Genomic DNA, 17692 nt, shown 5'->3' on the forward strand with positions numbered 1-17692 from the left:
AGCTATTTCTTATACTAAATAGCGAAACTCACGTCTTTTGCCAAAATGTTTATTTCTCACTTTGTGGGATAACATTTACCCCCCCCCCCTTAAAATCAACATACGTATTATATTATTTGCAAATAGAACTCAACTTTATGAATATGGGTATTCCTATCCATAATCACTATATCTTTTGGTACTCCCGTTATTATATATTTTTCATCAAATACTATCGAAAAATAACAATCCGTCCTTATTTGAACAATCTTATCTCTTGAACATTCTGGCATAGTTCTTCGAATAATAGAAAGTGCTTTTCTAAAATCATAGCACTCCGCATACCCTATGCTTAATAACTTTTTACTATAAAGGACTGACAAAACTTTACCACACCATTCACTTTTTGCCCAATCATCCAAATGATAAGTATTAATCCGAAAGTTCTCGCACTTATCAGCAAAATATTTTATTAAAATCTCAAATTCTTCATCTAATAACTTTCTATCTGATAAAATTTCTTTTTCAATTATTGGTTCTAATTCATCCCTATTTCCTTTATTTCTTCTATATTTCTGCAAATCATTTTTTATATTTTCATTTTCTTCTAAATCAATTCCTAAAAATGTTTTTCTTAAACCGTATTTAACAAAAGTATTCTTCAAAACTTTCTTCTTCCTAATTTGCTCTATTATTTCGCTTTTAAATAAAAGTAGCAAAGAATCATTCTTTATATTAACAGCCATAATATCTATATCAATTCCTTCTGAACTGACATAAATATATATAGGAACCGTTCCTGCAGTGCTACTGATTTTTGCGAATGCATTCTGCGCAGCGCTGACAATTTTCCCAAATCCACTTGCAAGAGTTTCGAGACGCGCAGCACCGGAAATCTGGCGCTGTAAAGCCTGGTACCGGCTTGTAAGACCATTTAATTCTTCCTGTTCTCTCGACAGTTCCGCTGCAGCATTCGCATGTTTATTTTTTAAAGTCTCCTGGAATAGCGCCTTTTCTTCATCATAATTTGTCTGGGCTGCTTTAAGCTGTCCACGCGCCAGATCCAGCTGCTTCTGTAAATCCCTGTATTCTTCTGTATCAGCGCCGGTTTTAAAGGCGCGTCCGGATGCTTCTAATTTATTTCTCGCTTCGTTCAGACGGGCATATTTTTCTTCCAGTTCCTGCAGTTCCTTAAAAACCCCCGGCATAAAAGCCTCTGCTGATGTCTCTGAACCAGTCCATGCTATCGCCTGTTTTTTCTTCTGCCGGAGTTCTTCTAATCTTGGGATTATCTCGTCAATTTCTTCAGAGATTTTATTCCATTTGGGAGATATGATCTCCTTGTCGGCTACCTCCTTCATTTTCTGAAGAAGCGAATCAACCTTTTTCTGCGCTTTCTGAATGGAACTCTCATACCGATCAACGGCTTTCTGAGGCATTTCAGTAGTCTCCAGCTCGGCCATCTTCTTTTTCAGCGCATCAATCTTTCGCGCAGATTTCTCCATTTGTTTTTCAAGATTGAGAACCTGCTTTTCCGCCGCCTTCGTCTCGATTTTTGTATTTATACGTATGCTTCCGTCATAGCCTGCCGACCTTGATCACTCACCGCCCTTTTCCTGCAAATCAATACTCCTCATCATCTTCCGCATCAGCATATTTTTCAAATTCAGTTATTCGCCGCTGTTCATCCCCACTTACGGTTCCCCCAAGGAAATCATAGATATCTGCGTCCATCTCCTGCTCCTCGGCTGAGCGCAGCACAGGGAGTTCATACACTTCCTTGGCTTTTTTAAGCTGCTTTCTTTCTTCAGAATCCATCTTCGGTCTGAACTTGCGCTGCCGTATGCTAATAACCCGCGTATACGAACATTCCTCCAGGGAAGATAGCAACCCCATGAATTTCCAAAAATGCAGATATCCAACGGTATCTAAATCAATCCGGTACTGCGCCAGGAATGCACTATATATCCTCCATTGGTCCACGTTAAAATCCATCAGACGCTTATTTGCTTTTTCCCCGCTTTCTTTGTCATGAAACCAGCCATTAAGAAAAAAAGTTACGCATTCCCCTACATCCTGCGCATTTCCCGGTATAGCATCAGTAAATAAAAGCTCCATCATCATGACTGCTTTTTCGCGCTTCGTAAGTTCCGTGTCTTCCTGGAGCAGGCACAGCTGGATACCGATGCGAAAATCCGTATCAATCGCATATGCGCTGCCGTCCGGTGCCTTCCATTCCGTAGGAAGAGTGTCCACCAGCACATTAATCATGGGATATCACTTCTCTTTACTCCCTGTTTCCGGTTCTTCCCATATTTCTGGTTGATCTGTCTGGCCCTTTCCTGGTAGATAGTCTGCAATACCGGGGATATCTCTTCCAGAAAATCCATGATACATTCTTCATCCGGGACAAAATCCGGATTAATTTCATAAAGTGCCCGGAAATACTTTTTCAGCACGTCCTGCCCGAACAAGCCGCCGATGCGGCGCTGGCATTCTTCATACAGCTCGTTCTTGATTTTTACATACAGGGACAGCTGCTCTGTATCCACGCTGGCGTTGCCTTCTTTGTCAGCTGATATCATCGGTGTATCTTTGTATTTCTCATTCATTTCGGAAGCCAGTTTCCCAAGTTCCGCCTGCTTGTCCTCCATCCACTGGATTAGCTCGCTGAACCGCTTTGAAAGCGTGTAATCTCCCGGATTGATCAGTATGTAATCCCCGTATTCATTCAGCTCCACCTTTATCAGCTGGCTGCTGACTTTTTTGCCTATTGAATATGACATATTTTTACCATCCCTTCCAGAAACGGGATGGATCCCGAAGGATCACCCCGTTTATACTAGACCAGTGTCGTTGCGATATTCGTTCAGGCTCCCGTACTTCCGGAGCCTGCCGGTGTAAATGTCGGTTTTTTGTTTTCGACAGTTACTGTTCCCTGCACGCGGGTACCATTCTCGTAGAAATTTACCGGAATCGTATACCCGGATGTGTCGCCGCCATCCTCCTGCGGGACACAGAGTACATCAACCTGATATCCCGTCCCTGACGCCGACTTCACGCCGGTATCCTTTACCTCAATATCCAGCGTTGCAACAATCATTTTAAATGTACAGTTTTCCTCATCTTTCAGCAGTTCATTTGTAATTTTCTGGATCTGCGGATAAATAGAATCTTCCTTTCTGGGCTTGTAGTCAATATCCGATTCTGGCGCAAATCCATTGTGGTCGATATACGGCGCGCCGGTTACGTCTTTTCCATTGGTTACATCCGGATTCATATTTGTGGATTCAGAATCCATACGGACACCGATCAGCGTCCAGTCTGTCCCGTCAAAGGAAATCCATTTCGCTCTCTGTCCTCTGAGTATCTTCCCTGTTTCTCCAGCCATTTTTCATCATCCTTTCTTAACAATTTATAATTTCTCGTATTTTACGGTTCCATTTCTGACAAACACCATACTGCCATCATCCTCTGCCCTGCTCCGGTATGTAACAGAATTCATTACGATTTCTGTTATCTCCCTGCCTCCGCTCAGACTTATGTCCGGATTTTCTTCCAGATAATCCGCGATACCGTCCACTACCTTCTCAGCCGCCAGCATCTGGCTATTCCCTGTGGCTGCCAGCTTATAACATATCTGGAACGGGAGTTGCGCTTCAAAGCCGCCAGTGACATATTCTTTTGTGTATTTGCCGCCCGGCATCGTTATAAAACTGATATGATTGATTCCATCAAGCGACTGGTAATCCATTTTCACTCCTGCTGGAAGGTTTTTAAATGCACTGATCTTTTCAAATAACCCCTGCCCGATAGCATCATACTCTTTCGAAGATAACGGTTTTGATTCCTCCGGCATACACACCTACTTTCCCCACACTTCAAAGTGCGGTATGATTTCAAATCTGTCTACACTGGTGATTTTAAAGCAGTTTGAATAATTTTCTTTCATGAATGAAAAGAATCCATCACCATAAACTTCCGCGTTTACACTGGACATGTCACCTTCAATAAAAAAGCTCTCATTCCCACTGTCCAGCGTGAAATACTTTTTCTTTTCATCCAGCGGCAGCGCACCCCATGCTTCCGCAGGCAGGTAAGGCTTTGCAGGAATGCTCATTTCATTACTGATATGCAGTCTCGCACTGTCGGCTGCCGAATTTCCGCTGTTCTGGATATTGTTGCCGCGCGATACCAGCAGCCGGACATTTCCTATCACAGTCGGGAGCCAGGTTTCTTTTTCCCATATGCCATCCACATACCGGTTCCAGACCGTAACGGTTTTGTTGTAAAACGGATCAGACATATTAATCACCTGCTTCCTGCATAAAATGGATTATGCCGGAATATGCATGGCTGCATATATTCCATAAGAGCATCCCGGAACAGTTCTTCCCTCTTCGTACTGCTTGTCAATGCTTCGTCATAAGCAGTCTTCCGGCTCTCATAGCTGACGGATTCTCCTCCGGATGAACGGCTTTTCACATTTGCACTGCTGGAATTTCCCGCAAGAGCCTGCTGCTCTGCATTCTCCAGTTTCATCACTGCCTCCATCAGGCTGCACATCCCATATTTCAATGCAGCCAGTTCCTCCTCTGTAAATGCTTCAAATTCTTCGTGCGTACAATACAGAATTCTCTGCCCGTACACGCCATCCACAGCACATATGCGACCAAATGTCATACGATTCAGTATGTTTTCTGCCTTGCGGTACAGACGGTCGAAAAGTTCATCATCTATAGCATTGCCGCCATATTTGTCTTCATAAAACACAGAATCAACAAGTGCCATATACATCCTCCCCTGCTCCGGTTTTGGCTACTTCTCCCTGCCAGCATTTTTCTTTGACTTGATAACTTCATACCCAGCCTTTTTCCACATATTGCAGATTACGGGATTCCCACTTGTGAGAATCCTCCCTGCATTATCTCTTACTGTCATCAACTGTTTCCTCCTTCCACAGATTCATTGCCGCCTGTTCCACTCGCGCCGGAACCACCTGCCCCGGAAGCCTCCTTGATATAGTAGATCAAATCCGGCATGACAGGTTTGCAACCGTAATAATACGGGAGTCCGACATTGTACGCGTCGGAAAACGGGATTTTCTCAGCACGGTATGTGCTCGCTTTTACCGGCTCGGCAATGGAGCCTTTACACATTGCGATCATCTCAATCCCTTCCGGCTGGTGGTTATTGGAATACACCCATACACCATGGAATCTTCCGAATTCCTCGATATCTGTCTGCACGTTGGCGTTTGCTTTGGTATCGATGTAATCACGCATCCCCTCGTATGCTGTCGGCGACAATGCTACATGGATATCATTCTTTTCGACTCCATCCACAAAATCGTTCTTTGTTGTATGGAGGGCGAGTACCAGCTCGGACAGTCTTTCTTTCACAGTAGTACCTGTCGGTGTCAGAGCCGTTCCACCAGTGGTATCATCAACCGCAACTTCGAAAAACTTTTCGTCCAGTTCCCTTATCATCGCACCTTCAATTGCTACCTTACGTTCTGCCAGCAATCCCGGAATACCGTTCAGAGAAATATCCTTCTCTTCATATTCCTCGAAAATCTCCCTGTCAATGTTGATATCCACAGATACCGGGAGCGCTTTCCCTGCATCACTTTTTCCCGCTGCCCTTGCTGTGCCATACTGCTTTGACTGCGCGGAAGCATATCTTCTTGCACTCAAGGTGCCAGCATCCGGATTTCCCGAAAGCAGTGTATTCTTAAAAATACTGGAGATCGTTTTCCGTGATACGTTTTTGATAATCCCCTTCAGTTCTTCTGCCAGAAGAAGTTTTCCCTCTTCTGTTCCTGCGAGATCTTTCAGCTTTGTAATGTTCAGTGATTCAACAGCCATTATTCATCATCCTTTCGTTTAAAAAATTGTCGGTGCCGGGTTATTATCCGGCTGTTTTCCCTGTTTACCATTTGATGGCTCTGTAAATTTAGGAACCCTTCCGGTTGCCTGCTGCTGCTTTGCTTCCAACTCTTTTTCTTCCTGGGTCTGGTAAAAATGATCCTTCGCATTTTCTGTCTCCAGATAATCAGACAAGCCCATGAATTTGCCATCTTTCCATTTCAGTCCGTCGTCGCCCATGATGTCTGCCATCAGAGATCTGCGCGTTCTCTCTGACGTGATACCGAGTCTGTCAAATTCCGCCTTCAGAAAATCACGCTGGTCGCGCTGCCGGATCTGTGCTTTAGCATTGTTTTCAGCAGTCTCTGCTTTCTGTTTCCAGTTATTAATTTCTGTCTGGATCTGTTCGGGATCAATGCCCTCGAATTTCTGCAGTGTGCTTTCCGCTGTTTCCGCCTTTTCCTTCCAGGTGTCCCGTTCTCCTTCAAGTTTCGAGACCGCCTTTTCGTGTTCAGCAGCATTTTTGTAATGCTTTGACAGGGCTTTTCTCACTTCAGCCTGCTTGTCCTCCGGTACTTCAATACCGAACTGTTTCAGTGTTTCAATAAGTTTCTGCATATTCTTTTCCTCCTGGTCGTGTTTATTGACCTGCCGCCGCAGGTATGGATTCTGCCTGGATTAGACCACCAGGCGGGGTAATTGCGGACCAGGGATTCGAACCCTGTGCTGCGGCTAAGGAGACCGCTGTGCTGCCTTTTGCACCAATCCGCCAAGCAAAAAGAGCCAGCCCGTAAGAATGCCTTACAGGTTGACTCCGCTTAGTCCTTAGTGAATGTCATATCTCTGTTATTCGATTGTAAGTTTCATTTGTTCATATTCCGGCACCTTCACAAAATCATCTGTCAGCCGGATGCCAAACTGCTCGAAGATTGCCTTTAAATTCGCGGCAATCCGGTGTGGAGCAAGGTTCTGTCTTACCGCTACCCTGTCCATGACGTTTGCAAGATTGGCTACTTCGCCAACCGGGATTTTCTCCGCGGCAACATCATTCATGGCGTATTCTCCCGTTTTCCTTATTGATGGAAGCACTTCAGAAGTCACCCAATGCTTAAACCGCTTTGCGGATTCCAGCTTGCTGCTGAATATCAAAGAATACAGACCGGATTCATTGATAATAACCATATCCTGTCTTCCAGAAGGTGTCTCCATTTTGGAGATACCTCTATCTTCTAAATCCACTCTTTTTCCAATCGCATCGGCAGGTTTCGCGTATCCAAGTGCCGAAGCAACATCCTTTCCAACAAACCACGGTTCACCATCAACAAGTACAGTTCTAATTTCCCCAAATTCTTCATTGTCAAAAATTTTCAACTCATTCATGATACCAGCCCCCTCTTTTCAAGATATCTGAATGCAATCGTATAAATGCAACATAAAAATCTGGTATCCACTATCATGTCCAGAAATTCTACAGTTTTCTGACGGTATTCTTTGTTAAGAGATTCGTTTACAGTTTTACTCATACCGCTACCCTCGCTTTCCTTCTGGCTCGTTCCGCACGTTTACCTTGCATAATCCCGTAATTATACGCTTCATGTATTAAAAGAGCCTGTTGCGAATAATCTCTCTGCGCAATACCCTCAAGCACTTTCCGAACACGGATATTTTCAAAACCAGTGCATGGTTGATGGCTTAATATTTTCAGCTCTTTTTCTGCTTTTCTGCTTTGCCTGCAATCTTTAAGAACCTCTACCGCTTCCCTTATACTGTATGGAAACTCTTTCAGCAGTTCACGTCCTCTTTCCGTATCTGCTACCGGTCCTAACAGTGCCTCCGCCAATTCAAGATATATCTCATAGTGTTCATTATCCCTATTCAATACCAGGTAATCTTCTTTCCGGTCATAATACAGTGTTAGGCTGCCGATTTTGGAATCATCATTCCATTGCCTTAAAAAAGCTGATACATATTCGAGCGTTAAATCAGCAATGTTGATTGCAGCTATTCTCAGTTCTTCGTTTACAATGTTTTTGTATTGCATTTCAAAATCCTCCATTTTTCAATTTGCCAAAACAGAGGTACAGTGCTATAATATTTATACCTCTATTTTGGGGTTGGACATTCGCAATTACTTTCTCAGGGTACGGCGAATGTCCGTTTCTTTTATTCGCTGATTTCTTCATCAATTTTAGAGTCAAGCCATTCCTTTTTTGACAAATTCTTTTGCGATAACTTTCTCTCTAATGCTTCCATTTTTTCTTTATTCACTTCCGCACTAAATGTTCGCAAATTCTCTCTTCTTGATTTCATGTAACCAGCTCTGCTTCGTTGAGTGATTATTACCACCTCCCTGTTACACGTAACATTTTATCATGTTACTAGTAACCAGTCAAGCATTATTTTCATAAAAGTAGCGGCAGGAAATCTGCCGCTATTCTTTCTCACTCCTATATTTTTCTTTTAATTCAATGTCTCGGTCGTTTGATATCCCAATTCCATCTTCAATCTCTAAACAAGATACCTCTGTATCATGTTTATCCTCCATAAAAATTAATGTAATCATATGGGACATACTTCTATACGTTGTCGCTAAAAATGCTATTGTTATAAACATCCATAAATAATAAAATGATATCTGCCATTTTTCCGGTATAGTAGCCCTAACATACATTGCTAGAGATGTTACAACATTTACTATTCCCAGCAATACCGTTATTTTAAGGTACTTACGAAACAAATTATCAGTATCTTTCTCAAATCAGATTTATGAAATTGAGAGAGGATAATATTCCCTCGATTGTAAAAGAAAATCAAGAAGCGGAAGCAATTACATTGGGTGATGACGAATATTACACTTATATTTAACTTTCCCTTACCTGTCCATCGATTTCCCTCCTTTTCCTGTCTAACCAGACCAAAATATTGAAATTTTACATTTCTTTCTGACATTTCCATATCCTCCCGGCACATTTCTCTTATTTGTTTCCATAATACACCATATTTCAACAAAATAATAGTACCGGATACGGTTATGTTACATTTATTCGCATTATAGAACATATGTTCGTTTTTGTCAAGCATTATTTTCATAAATATAGCGGCAGGAAATCTGCCGCTAAGATTAACTTATATTCCATCGGTATTTTTCTTTGATTCATATTTCGCAGACGTATACGCTATTGATGTTGAGATTTCGTAATTATCACCTGCAAGAGCCATTACTATTGTTGTTCCATTTTCATCTGTCCACATGGTGCCAAATTTAACATCTCCAACAGATACAGCGTGTCCCCAATTTTGTATATCGTTCTTGAAAGTTTCATCCTTCCAGATTGCTGCTTCCTCATAATCATCCCCATATTTTTCAACATACAGCTCTACCAAATCAACATAATCTTGATAATAATCGCTCTGGTTAGAATGCTCTTCTTTAAGCGAATACATGCCTCTAACAAATTTTCCTTGCTCATTAAAAGCAAAATAGGTATAGCAATCATAACCTGCGACACTTCCATCTATTATTGTCAAGACATCGTCTTCATAATAATAATCTATTCCCTCTATCATATCCGATGTTATCTCTTTCTCCATAACATCTTCAACAGTAGAATCCCATTCGCAATCTCGAAAATATATTACAGCATTACTTATATTATCATCCGCACTTAATGTATCTATAATGTGATTCATCACGTTTAAATTTTTAGCCGTAGTCTCACTCTGATATGTGCTAAAAGATTGCATTCTAACAGCAATATAGTTCACTCCGTCAAAAACATAGTAAACTGCATCTGTTATTTCATCACCATACTCATCTGTTATTGCTGTTTTTCTCCAGGCAATCTTATCGCCATCACACAAATCTTCATCGTTAACAATTTCGTACTGCGTGTATGCACTATCAAAGGATTCCATAATTCCATTTTGAGTAGACAGAACCATATCATACTCTTCAAAATCTATATCAAGCTTGAATACATTTACACTGAAATTACAATCTTCACTTTCTCCATACCAGGCTATTATATCATCATCTTCTTCGACATCTTGCGTCATTCCTGCCGGATACTCAAAAGAAATATTGCCCAGTTCCTTTGTTTCATACTCCGCATCCTCTGCAGCAAATGTCTGGCATGAAGCAATCATACTCATAACAATTCCCACAAAAAACAATGCTCTCAAATATCTTTTCATCTGTAAAATCCTCCCTCAGCATTTTCCTCATTATACCATCAATTCCCACAAATTGGAATACTGCCATATACGGTAATCGCACCTATTTTGCCTTCATTCTCTTTGCCCCGGCATCGGCATCTGCCCGCTGCCTTCTTCCGAAATCAGCTACCTTTGCCCTTACATAATCCGGCTGCAGATTATTTTCCTTACAGAAATCGTTGTATGCTTTATTCTGCTTTACCAGTCTGGCAGTCAGCTTATTGTAATCCTCCTGCAGGATAGCCCGCACATCAGTCTCCGCAATTCCATTAATCTCATGCTGCTTCATCAGAAGTTCACGCTTTGTCTTGCGGATTCCGCGTTCCATTGCCCTCTGCTTCTGCTGAAGTTTATAGCGTTTTTCATTCTCTTCTGCTGTCAAGGCTTCGCCGCTCCCCAGAACCAAATTCCCGTTTTCATCCCTCCAGGGATTCTTTAGGCGTTTATCCCATACGCGGTGGGAATGCCTGCAGTTATATCCATGCGCGCCCAGCGGATCAACCACCGTCCCCTGCCCGGTAACAGGATCGATATCGTATCCGGTGGATTCCAGCAGGTTCGGATATCCCGGTTCACTCCCCCTGATGGAAAATGCGCGTCCCTGCCAGGTATCATGTCCAGCATATGCCGGCTGTCCGTCCCGGGCTGTTCTCGCTCCCGGATGCGCGCTAAACAGAACATAGTTGCTGCCTGTTTCAACCACATACTGATTTGTGATCTGCGCTGCCGTCTGGTTCACGGAGGTAACTACACACATCCTTACCGCAGCTTCAAGTGTAAGCTCTGTGCCGGTTGGATATTGCACTTTAATGCCCTTCCCTGCGTATTCGTCCAATACCTGGCAGATTGCCATGTTATAGCTCTGCGTCCCCGCGGATACACGCATCTCTGCATCATCCAGCAGGCTAATCAAATCCTGCTGTGTTTTATCCATTGTGGTTCTCGTGAGGTTCTCAAGCTCCGCCAGAGATTTTTTATATTCGGCATCCATAGCTTCAATCACACGTGGATTTTCAAGCGGATCCGTCAGTACAATGCCTACCTGGCCCAGCATGTCCGCTTCATCCTGCCACGAAGCCAGCGCCGCATCCTGCAAAAGCGCTTTCAGTTCTTTCGTTGTCATTCCAGTAAGCTCTGACAGCTTCTTCAGGATAATCTCCCGGTGCATTCCCGCCTGCTGCATCTTCCAGAGCAGCCTGTCAGCCGTGCCGGTCATCTGCCCTGCAGATAAAAGCCGCCTTGCGATATCCTTCATCACATAATCCTGCCATTTTTGATATATCGCAATAAGCCTGTCTTCTTTTCCTGTAAAATAATCCGGTGGAAGCATTTCATTACCCCTTTTCAGCAGTCCGTTTCACCAAATCGATCCATTCCTTACCGTGCGCCGCTTTTGCAGTCTCAAACCAATGCGAGCCGGTTCCTGCAGTATGATATGCCAAAGGTCTCCCTGTCGGATTTTTCACCGGCGGAGACCACCAGCCAGTAATATTGCCCTCCGCATCCTTCTCTGGGATATTTGGACCATATACCTCGCCCATATACTGGTAATGCGCATATGGGGAATCGTATTCAATCTCGCCGCCATAAATTCCATCCGGATATCTTACACTGCCACGCAGCCCACCTTGCGAAAACGGTACATACGGATCTGAATCTGCTACAATCTGTTGGTTTAAAAGCCCTTGCGCTTCCCGTATATTTCCGTTAATCCGCTTTGTATCAATCTGGATTGTGATACCGCCAACCGTAGTATTTATTTTCCTTCTGCATCACTCCACCATGAAATCCAGTGCCAGCGCAATTCTGAAATCTTTTACATCCACCAGATCATCTGCTTTAATTCTTGAAATCTGGATCTTTCGCGTTTCCAGATCCAGCAGTTCACTCAGCTCCTTATCATACTGCTCCTGCGTACAATCCGGCTTCAGGACCTCGATTTCGCGTTTTTCCACATGCTCCTTTGTGCCTGCTGCCTCATCTGCCGGAACCGTCACATCCGCTTCTTTCCTCGTATAGAATTTGTCTCTCAGCGCCTGCAGATCCTTTTCATAATTTGCCTTATATTCCTCCAGCAGAGAGCGGTAATTTCTCATCATCAGCAGGAATGCTCTGCCATTAAAAACCCGCTCCGCCGCCGGCCTTTTCTGTTCTTCAACGATAATCGCATCCAGATCGTTAATGTGTCCTATCATCTCTCTATTCCTCACCGAATAACCCTCCCTGGTTCTTATTTAGTTTCTTTTGTTCTTCTGCTGCCTCTGCCACCATTGCCAGTGCTTCGTCCTCCGTCAAACCCAGGCGCCGCACCAGAAAGCGCGCTTTTGACATATAACCGGCGTTCGCCAACTGGTAGTCAAACATCTTGTCTTCCTGTTCATTTGCCGTAATATCGGCAAAATCGCAGTATAATTCATAGTTTCCATAGTCACCCGGCGCCGTCGTGCCCGACATGACTGCCATTGTGTCGATAATATGCACTATCTCGTGGACAAACCCGGTTCGCCCATCACCGTTGCTGTTAGGGCGATCTAGAAGATTCCGGTATGATAATACAGTATTTACCGTCCGGCGCTCCGTCGCTTCCACCTGCGTCGCCGTAGCAATGCTTATAGACTGCCCATTAAACACAAAATAGCCCGGATCAAACCCTGCCTTGTAGGAAAGAATAGACAGATAAAAATTTATCCCGTCTATCCGTGCCTGCGTCTGGAGCGCCGGCGTCCACTGCTGTACAGTGTTTTCCGCTTTCACGCCCCTTCTCAGCCCCATGATAAAATCCGGGATTTCGATTCCGGCGTTTCTTGCAAACATAATAGTGTCTTCATCTACGAACATTGTCGGTTTTGACTGTTCTGTTTCCACTCCCAGGGTGGACATCGCGATGTCAAGCCATCGCAGCTCTTCCGTACACTCGGCAAAGCTCGAAACACCCAGAGGACTGTCCGGATCGATCACGTTGCTGTACTGGTTTTTAAGGTATGCAAACAACGGTCTTTCCAGCCCTTCGATTCTTGTTTCCGGTTGGATGTCTCTCCATTTTGCTCGTGAAAGCGGCACCTCGCTTCCAAGGGTATCTTCCGTGTCGGAAACAAAGGCTTTGTTTGATATTTTATAAACGCTTTGCCCGTCTTCTGTTGCTCCTTCAAACCGGTGCCATTCTGCTCTTGTATAGTACTTCCGCCCTTCAGTATAGTACGAATAAAACAATGCCGCAGTAATATGCCCGTCACCATCCGCCTCTGTAACGGCAAAACGGTCTGGTGTCAGATATTCAATGCTTTTACCATTCCATTTCGCCATTATGCCGCCATATCGTATCACTTTCTCCATGATATCCTGTGCTTTTTCCAGGAAAGAGCTGTCTAAGGCTGCCTGTAGGAAAGGCGCATTTCCGCCGGCATATGCAGTATCCAGCTTAATATCAATGTTCTGCGTCACCAGCCCAGCCAGCTCCCGCGCCATAGTATTCGAAAAGCTGATTGTCCGAATAAATTCCTTTTCACGGATCCAGGGCGGTCTGCCCGCAGCGATATTCATCCATTTCTGGATCGCATTCTCCATATCGGGAGAGCGTATAGCATCGATTTTGAATACTTCGTTTATATTTGTTTTAAACAGCCTTTGAAACCACCCCTTTATAGCACCTATCAGATTCCTTTAAATCACCGCCTGTTTCCGTCAATACGTAATCGATAATCGTTCCATATAATGCGTGAATGAATAATTAAATCCATCCCAGTAATCATTGATGGAACCGATATTCAGATCCTCTACCTCATCTTCCTTTTCATCATCCCATTTGAGTTCCGATATCGCTTTTATGAGGCCTGTGCAGATATCAAGAATATAAAGCCTTCCGCTCCGCAAAAGATTATCCACCAGACGGATCCTGTTCAGTATGGTATCTTTGTCACAGCCGTTCATTGTGGTCTGGAGATGATTCTCGTATACGGTCTGCGTCAGATCATATATCAGAGTAGATGCCGCATTATCCCCGAAACACTCGCAGATATACCCATATTTCGCTTCCACTCTCCGGAAGAACTCCAGAAATTCTGCCTGAATCATTTTCGTATTTACTTCCTCGCAAATCGGAAGCTTGTCCTCGTCCAATACGATTAGTTTTGAGAAGCCCGGAAGAAATCCTGTCGCATAGAACGTTGTACGTGACTTATTACCGCCAAAATCAATCCCAATGGTAATCATCATGAACCGAAACTTTAAAACACCATTCTGGTCGAATAAATCGCTTTCCCGCCAGATATACGGCTTGCTGTTATCAGCAAAATATTTAAATATCAGCCCCTCTGCCGCCGTCCGGTTGCCAAGAATATCGCGCTTGTACCAGACCGTGCCTTTGTCATAGGTCCGCAATATCTCACGCAGCTTCTCGTTACTGATTGACATATTATCAGCAATGGTAAAATGCCCGTAATTGTACCCATACTCTGGATCTTCTTTTTGCATTTTCTCGTGATAATCCAGAATATCCACATAATACCAGTTTGACGGAGCTTTGGGGTTAAGATCGTGGAAGACTTTTCTGTCGCTGCTGGAAAGAGTGCGGTCAAAAACCTCTTTGATAAAATTGGGATGACACTCATTTGCTTCTGTAATGTACGCCATTCCGTACGTATTACCTTTTATCAGCTTTTCGTCTCCATCCTTGCCGCCACCGGATATCAGAACAATCTTTTCCCCAGTTTTTGTCTGGACATATACACAGTCGCGGTTCTGGTATTTTCCTGCTCGGCATCTTCCTTCGAAGAAATTCAGCAGACCAAAACCGTCACAGTCAAGGATGTTCAGACGTGCCGTTGCGGTGGAAACCCCGCCGATCAGATGAATGCGGTTCTGATGTGTTTCCAGCAGACTACAGAAAATCCATGTCTGCAGCACATTCTTGCTGCCTCGCTTTCCGCCTTCAGCAACATTGAACCATGAATGCAGGCAGCGCTTTGCATATTTGATCTGATTTTCTGTAAAAGGCGATGGTTGATTCATTTCTCAAAGTCCTCTATGTTTCTGTCCGGGACAGGTTTTCTGATAATATCCGCCATAGTCTGTATGCCTTTAAGCAGTTCCTGTACACTATCAGTTTTCTTTTCCTCTGGCTTGTCTCTCCACCGATCCGGTCTTCTGTTTTTAAGCCAGAATATCTGCGCCGTGGTATTAGGGGGAATATGCACTTCCTCGTCTGCGTATTCTATAACCTCAGTTTCGAATCGCTCGCCTTTTTCTGTAACTCGTACTTTCTTTACCTTAATCGGCTTCTTTATCGTCACTGTACGGCCCTTGCACGATTCATACAACTCGTTTTCAATTACAATATCAGCAAGTTCCTTATTCTTTTTTAGGGCCTCCGAAATCTCCGGGAATCGCTTCTTCCATTCGTACAATGTTGCAGGAGCTATTCCTATATTCTTCGCAATGTCTTCATCTGTTGCACCGTCTCTTGCCCATGCAGAAAGAAGTATCAGACCATCTTCAGTCAGCCAGTATTCATATTTTCCTTTTGCCCTTGATAGCCACACTCCTATCCTTTCAAAATAAAAATGGGACCGCATTTCTGCAATCCCTTAACAGTCCGCCCGGAATCGAACCGAGTCTTGGTCTATCAACCCGTGCTACCCTGTCACTCCTAACTGTTAAGATAATTATGCCATAGTTTCTTTACTCTTTCAACCATTTTCTTTTCTTCGGTCGTCAAATTACTCGCACCTTTTTTGCCATCATTTTCGTTGTGAACATATCCATGATGAGCATGCGGCTGCATCTTCTTGTGCGGATGCCCTAAATCAATGGATTTCCTGCGTCTTCCTTCCGCATCATAATATGCTATTGTTTTTAACTGGTCTTTGCTATTGACGGAAACATAAACCCGTCCTTTTGTCTCCGTTTCAAATGGCGCTGTACCATCAGCAAAATTTCCTCTTACAAATTTCACATTCCCGTACCGCAACACAGTCTTATATCCATCCCCGTATGCATGTCCTTTATCGCTCATCCCGAATCTCGCGCCACGTCCTCCCCTTATAATTCACCTACTTTTTAGAATTCCTCTTTTGTCGCTTCCCCTTATAAACGAATTCAAGATTTTTGCCTGTCCAATCAACATCTTTTGCCTGCACTGTACTTTCAATCACCTTCACCCCAGGTTTGGGTGTGCCAAGAGCTGTTCTTGTCCATCTTTCAGCCTGTGCTCTTGACAAAAATATCCAATCATTTCGGTTTATACTGTTTCCAATGGTCGCCCGATAAATTTTAACACTGGAATTGTTGTCTTTTATTTGGTTTATTTGCATGAGTGCTTCAGATGCAAGTTTATCGTTAATAACTTTGGGTGGCAATATTTGAATCTTATCTTTCATTTGCGAAACGTTTGTACCATTGCTGGAAGCTCTGCCAGACCCACCATTTTTTCCCTGGTAACTTAAATAAAACGAACTTCCTCTTCCTCCCCTTATGCATCACCACTCATTCTGTCCGTAACATGATTTTTATAATAAACCGTCCTTACATCCCCATAATCATAATCTACTTTACCGCCATATATTAGTAATACCTGTGGATGCAGGTGCCGGATTATTTCATCAACTCCGGCTTTCCAAAGAGAAAATGCTTCCTTGTTCTGCTTCACTCCAATAGTACTGATCGATAATACACTGTTTTCCGGCAGTCCATCAAAGCAGAAATCAAAGGTCTTTTCTTCACACCAGCTCACCGTCGGAATAACATTTAATCCCGCACGCTGGCACATCTGTCCGATCAGCCGGCTCCGGTAAATATTCCATATTTTCATAGCAATCGGCATTTCCGTGTATAAAGAAAAATCCGGTGTAAAAACACATTGAAAATCCCTCATCTTCTCTATATATATCTGCGGGCTTATCCAGACTCTCTCAAATTGGTAATCGTCAATGTAAAAATGTATTCCAACATCTTTATTTTTTGCAGACAGCATATAATTAAACGATATTATATCGTTCGGAATGCAGCCACATGGTTCCAGAAAGGGCATCTGATAATATCCCCTGCATGCCGATTCATCAAATTCAAGCATATTATAAGCGTTTGCCGTGCGTTCCCGTTCATCCCCGTAATATCCATCATCTTCGCTCTGCTCATTCTGTTTAATGCTATCATCAAGGACATCTGGCATATCAAAATCAAATACAGACATATCAATATCAAAAATTCCTGCCAGTTCTTCTTTCAGCAGTTGATTCTCCCACGAAGTATTGAGTGTAGTCTGATTATCCACCAAAGTATAAGCCCTTCGTTCCTCATCAGACAGGTGATCCAAACGGACACATGGAACCTCGGATACACCAAGTTCTTTTAATGCCAGAAATGTACCATGTCCATATACCAGAATATTCTGATATCCCCAAACACCTAGCGGACGAGTTAAGCCAAACTTCCGGATGGATTCCTTTATCTGTTCAATCTGCTCATGAGTATGCTTCTTGGCGTTCCTGTCGTATGGGGTAATATGGTCGATTGATATTTTAACTGTATCCATAGCGTTCCTTTCTACTACTTGATTTAATCCATTTTCCCTTCTTAAAAAGCGCCCCATATTTCTACAGGGCGCCCCAAAATAAGAAAACTATGAGGGAGAAAGA

At 43.4% G+C, this 17692-nt stretch carries 24 protein-coding genes, 1 tRNA gene and 1 pseudogene; 1 reads left to right on the plus strand and 25 read right to left on the minus strand.

Annotated features, from left to right (window positions below):
* Positions 1-107: 107 nt before the first annotated feature.
* From ACLU9Q_RS11610 to ACLU9Q_RS11680, 15 genes are all read right to left on the minus strand, one after another.
* On the minus strand, positions 108-1484 hold the full coding sequence (locus ACLU9Q_RS11610; RefSeq protein WP_412625276.1) for a hypothetical protein: 1377 nt from the start codon (positions 1482-1484) through the stop codon (positions 108-110).
* 118 nt (positions 1485-1602) lie between these two features.
* Positions 1603-2250: a Gp15 family bacteriophage protein gene (locus tag ACLU9Q_RS11615; RefSeq protein ID WP_296928552.1), complete on the minus strand. Its 648-nt coding sequence runs from the start codon at positions 2248-2250 to the stop codon at positions 1603-1605.
* Complete coding sequence (locus tag ACLU9Q_RS11620) at positions 2247-2765, minus strand: hypothetical protein (RefSeq protein ID WP_296928549.1); 519 nt, start codon at positions 2763-2765, stop codon at positions 2247-2249. The genes ACLU9Q_RS11615 and ACLU9Q_RS11620 overlap by 4 nt, the downstream gene beginning before the upstream one ends.
* 83 nt (positions 2766-2848) lie before the next feature.
* A complete protein-coding gene (locus ACLU9Q_RS11625) occupies positions 2849-3370 on the minus strand; it encodes a hypothetical protein (protein WP_296840832.1) in 522 nt (173 codons plus the stop codon).
* 24 nt (positions 3371-3394) lie between these two features.
* Positions 3395-3838 (minus strand): hypothetical protein, encoded by a 444-nt coding sequence (locus ACLU9Q_RS11630; protein WP_296840834.1) that lies wholly within the window; start codon positions 3836-3838, stop codon positions 3395-3397.
* Positions 3839-3844: 6 nt separating this feature from the next.
* Positions 3845-4285, minus strand: coding sequence for a hypothetical protein (locus ACLU9Q_RS11635; RefSeq protein ID WP_296840837.1), 441 nt, complete (start codon positions 4283-4285; stop codon positions 3845-3847).
* A 5-nt stretch (positions 4286-4290) separates the two neighbouring features.
* The gene (locus ACLU9Q_RS11640; protein ID WP_296840840.1) at positions 4291-4770 is read right to left on the minus strand and encodes a hypothetical protein; all 480 of its coding nucleotides are present in this window, start codon (positions 4768-4770) and stop codon (positions 4291-4293) included.
* A gap of 27 nt (positions 4771-4797) precedes the next feature.
* Positions 4798-4920, minus strand: coding sequence for a hypothetical protein (locus ACLU9Q_RS11645; protein WP_296840843.1), 123 nt, complete (start codon positions 4918-4920; stop codon positions 4798-4800).
* On the minus strand, positions 4920-5846 hold the full coding sequence (locus ACLU9Q_RS11650; protein WP_296840854.1) for a hypothetical protein: 927 nt from the start codon (positions 5844-5846) through the stop codon (positions 4920-4922). The genes ACLU9Q_RS11645 and ACLU9Q_RS11650 overlap by 1 nt, the downstream gene beginning before the upstream one ends.
* A gap of 18 nt (positions 5847-5864) precedes the next feature.
* Complete coding sequence (locus tag ACLU9Q_RS11655) at positions 5865-6464, minus strand: phage scaffolding protein (protein WP_296840865.1); 600 nt, start codon at positions 6462-6464, stop codon at positions 5865-5867.
* A gap of 82 nt (positions 6465-6546) precedes the next feature.
* A tRNA-Arg gene (locus tag ACLU9Q_RS11660) sits at positions 6547-6616 on the minus strand.
* Between the two features lie 76 nt (positions 6617-6692).
* Positions 6693-7226, minus strand: coding sequence for a Bro-N domain-containing protein (locus tag ACLU9Q_RS11665; RefSeq protein WP_308594250.1), 534 nt, complete (start codon positions 7224-7226; stop codon positions 6693-6695).
* Between the two features lie 139 nt (positions 7227-7365).
* Entirely contained in the window at positions 7366-7887 is a 522-nt protein-coding gene (locus ACLU9Q_RS11670) for a hypothetical protein (protein ID WP_308594249.1), read from the minus strand.
* Between the two features lie 122 nt (positions 7888-8009).
* On the minus strand, positions 8010-8156 hold the full coding sequence (locus tag ACLU9Q_RS11675) for a hypothetical protein (RefSeq protein WP_296834958.1): 147 nt from the start codon (positions 8154-8156) through the stop codon (positions 8010-8012).
* Between the two features lie 121 nt (positions 8157-8277).
* Positions 8278-8409 carry a hypothetical protein gene (locus tag ACLU9Q_RS11680; RefSeq protein ID WP_412625279.1) on the minus strand — a complete coding sequence of 44 codons (132 nt, stop codon included), beginning with the start codon at positions 8407-8409 and terminating at the stop codon, positions 8278-8280.
* Between the two features lie 185 nt (positions 8410-8594).
* On the opposite strand from ACLU9Q_RS11680, the pseudogene ACLU9Q_RS11685 reads away from it, so the two are divergent.
* Positions 8595-8711 (plus strand): annotated as a pseudogene (locus ACLU9Q_RS11685) (DUF6731 family protein); the annotation flags it as partial.
* A 261-nt stretch (positions 8712-8972) separates the two neighbouring features.
* On the opposite strand, the gene ACLU9Q_RS11690 reads toward ACLU9Q_RS11685, so the two are convergent.
* The 10 genes from ACLU9Q_RS11690 to ACLU9Q_RS11735 form a co-directional block, all read right to left on the minus strand.
* The gene (locus ACLU9Q_RS11690; RefSeq protein ID WP_296834964.1) at positions 8973-10040 is read right to left on the minus strand and encodes a hypothetical protein; all 1068 of its coding nucleotides are present in this window, start codon (positions 10038-10040) and stop codon (positions 8973-8975) included.
* An 82-nt stretch (positions 10041-10122) separates the two neighbouring features.
* Entirely contained in the window at positions 10123-11391 is a 1269-nt protein-coding gene (locus ACLU9Q_RS11695; RefSeq protein WP_296834967.1) for a phage minor capsid protein, read from the minus strand.
* A gap of 4 nt (positions 11392-11395) precedes the next feature.
* On the minus strand, positions 11396-11821 hold the full coding sequence (locus tag ACLU9Q_RS11700) for a minor capsid protein (protein WP_412625338.1): 426 nt from the start codon (positions 11819-11821) through the stop codon (positions 11396-11398).
* Between the two features lie 12 nt (positions 11822-11833).
* Positions 11834-12271: a hypothetical protein gene (locus tag ACLU9Q_RS11705; RefSeq protein ID WP_296834969.1), complete on the minus strand. Its 438-nt coding sequence runs from the start codon at positions 12269-12271 to the stop codon at positions 11834-11836.
* Positions 12261-13625, minus strand: coding sequence for a hypothetical protein (locus ACLU9Q_RS11710; RefSeq protein WP_412625280.1), 1365 nt, complete (start codon positions 13623-13625; stop codon positions 12261-12263). The genes ACLU9Q_RS11705 and ACLU9Q_RS11710 overlap by 11 nt, the downstream gene beginning before the upstream one ends.
* Before the next feature lie 117 nt (positions 13626-13742).
* Complete coding sequence (locus ACLU9Q_RS11715; RefSeq protein ID WP_296834973.1) at positions 13743-15068, minus strand: terminase large subunit domain-containing protein; 1326 nt, start codon at positions 15066-15068, stop codon at positions 13743-13745.
* Positions 15065-15631, minus strand: a complete 567-nt coding sequence (locus ACLU9Q_RS11720) for a hypothetical protein (protein WP_296834975.1) — start codon at positions 15629-15631, stop codon at positions 15065-15067. The genes ACLU9Q_RS11715 and ACLU9Q_RS11720 overlap by 4 nt, the downstream gene beginning before the upstream one ends.
* A 74-nt stretch (positions 15632-15705) precedes the next feature.
* Positions 15706-16071 (minus strand): hypothetical protein, encoded by a 366-nt coding sequence (locus ACLU9Q_RS11725; protein ID WP_296834977.1) that lies wholly within the window; start codon positions 16069-16071, stop codon positions 15706-15708.
* 37 nt (positions 16072-16108) lie between these two features.
* Positions 16109-16435, minus strand: a complete 327-nt coding sequence (locus ACLU9Q_RS11730) for a hypothetical protein (RefSeq protein ID WP_296834979.1) — start codon at positions 16433-16435, stop codon at positions 16109-16111.
* 92 nt (positions 16436-16527) lie between these two features.
* Entirely contained in the window at positions 16528-17646 is a 1119-nt protein-coding gene (locus ACLU9Q_RS11735; RefSeq protein ID WP_296834981.1) for a DUF4417 domain-containing protein, read from the minus strand.
* Positions 17647-17692: the final 46 nt, after the last annotated feature.

This window comes from Marvinbryantia sp., assembly GCF_047017445.1.
Lineage (GTDB): Bacteria > Bacillota > Clostridia > Lachnospirales > Lachnospiraceae > Marvinbryantia.